Source organism: Pseudomonas sp. PA-4-8C (assembly GCF_021606625.1).
Classification (GTDB): Bacteria; Pseudomonadota; Gammaproteobacteria; order Pseudomonadales; family Pseudomonadaceae; genus Aquipseudomonas; species Aquipseudomonas lactis.
In genome coordinates, this window is the sequence record NZ_WKCD01000356.1 from 1 (window position 1) to 4872 (window position 4872).

General features: G+C 62.3%; 5 protein-coding genes. 4 read left to right on the plus strand and 1 reads right to left on the minus strand.

The window, feature by feature from the left end; all coding sequences use genetic code 11:
* Both GIW04_RS27910 and preA read left to right on the plus strand, forming a co-directional pair.
* The coding region (locus tag GIW04_RS27910) for an NAD(P)-dependent oxidoreductase (RefSeq protein ID WP_236479414.1) at positions 1 to 1311 on the plus strand (1311 nt) is incomplete at its 5' end.
* Positions 1311 to 2585 (plus strand): NAD-dependent dihydropyrimidine dehydrogenase subunit PreA, encoded by a 1275-nt coding sequence (gene preA / locus GIW04_RS27915; RefSeq protein ID WP_003192280.1) that lies wholly within the window; start codon positions 1311 to 1313, stop codon positions 2583 to 2585. The genes GIW04_RS27910 and preA, both read left to right, overlap by 1 nt.
* 113 nt (positions 2586 to 2698) lie before the next feature.
* On the opposite strand, the gene GIW04_RS27920 is transcribed toward preA, so the two are convergent.
* The gene (locus tag GIW04_RS27920; RefSeq protein WP_003192282.1) at positions 2699 to 3319 is read right to left on the minus strand and encodes a TetR/AcrR family transcriptional regulator; all 621 of its coding nucleotides are present in this window, start codon (positions 3317 to 3319) and stop codon (positions 2699 to 2701) included.
* A 116-nt stretch (positions 3320 to 3435) separates the two neighbouring features.
* Between GIW04_RS27920 and copC the strand changes: the two genes are divergently transcribed.
* Entirely contained in the window at positions 3436 to 3801 is a 366-nt protein-coding gene (gene copC / locus GIW04_RS27925) for a copper homeostasis periplasmic binding protein CopC (protein WP_003192284.1), read from the plus strand.
* 3 nt (positions 3802 to 3804) lie between these two features.
* Positions 3805 to 4662 carry a copper homeostasis membrane protein CopD gene (gene copD, locus GIW04_RS27930; protein WP_120248852.1) on the plus strand — a complete coding sequence of 286 codons (858 nt, stop codon included), beginning with the start codon at positions 3805 to 3807 and terminating at the stop codon, positions 4660 to 4662.
* The last annotated feature ends 210 nt before the right edge of the window (positions 4663 to 4872 follow it).

Genomic DNA, 4872 nt, shown 5'->3' on the forward strand with positions numbered 1-4872 from the left:
AGCCAGTTCACCGACCTGGCACCGCCCCTCAACGCCCGCCAGGCCCAGCTTGAAGCCTCGCGCTGCCTGTACTGCTACGACGCGCCTTGTGTGAATGCGTGCCCCAGCGAGATCGACATTCCGTCGTTCATCCGCAACATCCACACCGACAACGTGCAAGGCGCCGCGCAGAAGATCCTCTCGGCCAACATCCTCGGTGGCAGTTGCGCGCGGGTGTGCCCGACGGAAATCCTTTGCCAGCAAGCGTGCGTGCGCAATAACGCCGAAGAATGCGCCCCTGTGCTGATCGGCCTGTTGCAACGCTACGCCATCGACAACGCGCACTTCAGCGAACACCCGTTCCAACGCGCCGCGCCCACCGGCAAGCGCATCGCCGTGGTCGGTGCCGGGCCAGCCGGTTTGGCCTGCGCCCACCGCGCCGCCTTGCACGGTCATGACGTGGTGATTTTCGAAGCGCGGGAAAAAGCCGGCGGACTGAATGAATACGGAATCGCCAAATACAAACTGGTGGACGACTTCGCCCAGAAGGAGCTGGATTTCCTCCTGCAGATTGGCGGCATCGAGGTTCGCCACGGCCAGCGCCTGGGCGACAACCTGACCTTGAGCGAACTGCACCAGCAGTTCGATTCGGTGTTCCTCGGCCTGGGTCTCGCTGCCAGCAAACAGCTGGGTCTGCCCTTTGAGGACGCCCCCGGCCTGCTCGCCGCCACCGACTATATCCGCGAACTGCGCCAGGCCGACGACCTCACCCAACTGCCCCTGGCCGACCGTTGCATTGTGCTCGGCGCCGGCAACACCGCCATCGACATGGCCGTGCAGATGGCCCGCCTCGGTGCCCGCGATGTCAACCTAGTGTACCGCCGTGGCCTGGCCGACATGGGCGCGACCCACCACGAACAGGACATCGCCAAGGCCAATCAGGTACGGCTGTTGACCTGGGCCCAACCCGACGAAGTTCTGCTCGACGACCAAGGCCGCGTACGCGGCATGCGCTTTGCCCGCACCCGCCTGGAAAACGGTCGCCTGTTGCCGACCGGGGAAACCTTCGAACTGGCCGCCGATGCGATCTTCAAGGCGATCGGGCAAGGCTTCGACAACGACGCCCTGCACGACCCGCTGGCCCAGCAGTTGCACCGCGTCGGCGAGCGCATCTTCGTCGATGAGCAACTGCGCACCAGCATCCCTGGGGTGTATGCCGGCGGCGATTGCGTCAGCCTCGGCCAGGACCTCACCGTCCAGGCAGTACAACATGGCAAGCGGGCCGCCGAAGCCATGCATGCCCAACTCATGCTGACTGTGGAGGCTGCGTAATGGCCGATCTCTCGATTGTATTCGCCGGAATCAAAGCGCCCAACCCATTCTGGCTGGCCTCCGCGCCGCCCACCGACAAAGCCTACAATGTGGTGCGCGCCTTCGAGGCCGGCTGGGGTGGCGTGGTGTGGAAAACCCTGGGGGAAGACCCCGCAGCGGTGAACGTGTCGTCGCGCTACTCCGCGCACTATGGCGCCAACCGTGAAGTGCTGGGCATCAACAATATCGAACTGATCACCGACCGTTCCCTGGAGATCAACCTGCGGGAAATCACCCAGGTGAAAAAGGACTGGCCGGACCGCGCGCTGATCGTCTCGCTGATGGTGCCCTGTGTCGAAGCGTCCTGGAAAAACATCCTGCCCTTGGTGGAGGCGACCGGCTGCGACGGCATCGAGCTGAACTTCGGCTGCCCCCACGGCATGCCCGAACGGGGCATGGGCGCCGCCGTCGGCCAGGTACCGGAGTACGTGGAGCAAGTGACGCGCTGGTGCAAGACGTATTGCTCACTGCCGGTGATCGTCAAGCTCACGCCGAACATCACCGACATCCGCGTGGCGGCGCGGGCGGCCTATCGCGGCGGCGCCGATGCGGTGTCGCTGATCAACACCATCAACTCCATCACCAGCGTGGACCTGGAACGTATGGTCGCGCTGCCGGTGGTCGGCACCCAGAGCACCCACGGCGGTTACTGCGGCTCGGCGGTCAAGCCGATTGCGTTGAACATGGTCGCCGAAATCGCCCGCGACCCACAGACCCACGGCCTGCCGATCTGCGGCATCGGCGGTATCGGCACCTGGCGGGATGCGGCGGAGTTTGTCGCCCTGGGCTGCGGCGCGGTACAGGTGTGCACGGCGGCGATGCTGCATGGGTTTCGCATCGTTGAAGAGATGAAGGACGGCTTGTCGCGCTGGATGGACAGCCAGGGCCATGCCAACCTGCAGGCGTTTTCCGGGCGGGCGGTGGGCAATACCACAGACTGGAAGTACCTGGACATCAACTACCAGGTCATCGCCAAGATAGACCAAGAGGCGTGCATTGGCTGTGGGCGTTGCCATATTGCCTGCGAGGACACCTCGCACCAGGCCATTGCCAGCTTGAAGCAGGCCGATGGCACGCATCTGTATGAGGTGATCGATGATGAATGCGTGGGCTGCAACCTGTGCCAGATCACTTGCCCGGTGGCCGACTGCATCGAGATGGTGCCGATCGATACCGGCAAGCCGTTTTTGAACTGGACGCAGGACCCGCGCAATCCTTACCGGGAGGCGGTGTAATCCTTGCCCCTCGTTCCCACGCTCCGCGTGGGAACGCATCCTGTGACGCTCCGCGTCACCCTGGCAAGAGCGTCCAGGGCGGCATTCCCACGCGGAGCGTGGGAACGATCAGCTCAAGGTTCCAAGCCAATCCCGCGCAAAATCACACTGGTCACTGTCTGAATGGCCTTCTCGAACTGCCTGTCCGACAACGGCTGGTGATCATTCAAAATCTTCACCTGGTGGTCGAAGTCGGCATAGTGCTGGGTCGAGGCCCAGATCATGTACAACAGGCTCGAGGGCTCCACCGGCAGGATGCGTTTGTCTTGCACCCATTGGCGAATCTTCGCTTCCTTCATCTTGGCCCAGTCGTACAGGCTTTCATCCAGGGCCTCGCCGAGTGTGGGCGCGCCGTGGATGATTTCATTGGCCCAGACCTTGGAGCCATACGGGCGCGTGCGCGAGCGCTGCATCTTGGCGCGGATGTAGCTGCTGAGCACCACACGAGGGTCGTCAAAGGTTTCAAAGCTCAGGGCGTCCTGCTTCCACAACTCCAGCAGGTCGAACAGCACCGCGCTGTACAGCTCGCTTTTGGTGGTGAAGTAGTAATGCAGGTTGGAGCGCGGCAGTTGCGCTTCTTCGGCGATGTCGGCCATGGCGGTGCTGCCATAGCCCTTGTTGGCGAAGACCTTCTCCGCCGCCAGCAGGATTTTCTCGACGTTGACCCGACGAATTCCGATCTTGTGATTGCCCATAAGGGCTCCCTGACAACAACACGGCCTAAAGACTACCACCGGCTCTAGATCGGGGCGACAGGCCAAGCCGAAACTTCGTACACTGCCGACTCCTATCCTCTGATCGGTGTTGAACAATGTTGCTCAAGAAGTCCCTGACCGCTGCTGTCCTGTTCACTGCCCTGCTGGGCGCCTCCACGGCGTTTGCCCACGCCCACCTCGAGAGCGCGGAGCCTGCGGCTGACAGCAAAGTCGCCGCACCCAAAGACCTGCGCCTGACCTTCAGCGAAGGCGTCGAAGCCACCTTCACCAAGGTGTCCCTGAGCAAGGACGGCACCGAAATTGCGATCAAGGGCCTGGAAACTCCGGGCGCCGACAAGAAGACCCTGGTGGTCACGCCTGCCGCTGCGCTGGCAAACGGCACCTATAAAGTCGAATGGCATGCAGTGTCCGTCGACACTCACAAAAGCGAAGGCACTTACAGTTTCAAGGTCGGCCAATAACCCATGGCAACCCTGCTGGTGCTGTGCCGCTTCCTGCATTTCATCGTCGTGCTGTTGATGTTCGGGGCCTGGGGGTTGAGGCCCTGGCTGCTCGGCGCTGATGTGCAACCGACACTGGACCGGCAACTGCTGCGCATCACCCGTGGCCTGGCTGGGTTGGGGCTCGTCACCGGTGTTGCGTGGTTGCTGTTGATCACCGCCAGCATGGCCGGCAGTTGGGACGCGGCGCTGCAACCGGCCACCCTCCAGTTGGTGCTGGGCAAGACCTTTTTTGGTCAGGTATGGGCCTGGCATCTGCTGCTGAACCTGCTGCTGGTGATCGTGCTGATCAAGCCCTGGCCGGCCTTGCGCTTGCCGCTGCTCGCCCTGCTGCTGGCAACCCTGGCACCCGTAGGTCACGGCGCCATGCTCGACGGGCTGAGTGGACAGTTGCTGATTCTCAACCAGGTGGTGCACCTGCTGTGCGTTGGGGCCTGGCTCGGGGGGTTGCTGGTGTTGGTGCTGATCCTCCAGCAGGCGCAAGGCCAGCGCATGGAGCCGATTTTGCGTCGCTTCAGTGGTGTGGGATATGGCCTGGTCGGCGGCTTGCTGGTAACCGGGCTGATCAACGTGCGCGTGCTCACCGGGCAACTATGGCCCACCCCGCTCTTCCAAGGGTTTGCCTTGATTTTGCTGATCAAGGTGGGGCTGGTGCTGGGTATGCTGGGGTTGGCGTTGTTGAACCGGTTGCGTATCGAGCGCTGCGAGCAACGCCTGGGCAGTTTGAAAGCCAGTGTGATGATGGAGTGGCTGCTGGGCCTTGCAGCGGTGGCGGCGGTTTCCCTGCTTGGAACGTTACCGCCGATGGTGATGGCTGACTGAAACCTGCGTCGCAATGCAATCCATGTAGGAGCGAGCTTGCTCGCGAAAAACTCACAGGCGCCGCGTTCATTCAGGAAGCACGCGTTATCGTTGACGTTTTTCGCGAGCAAGCTCGCTCCTACAGAGGGCAACCGTGCCGCTGCGTTGAATCGTTTCACCCAAGTCATCATATAACTTCTGCTTGACACGCCCCGAAAACCTCGCAAATAT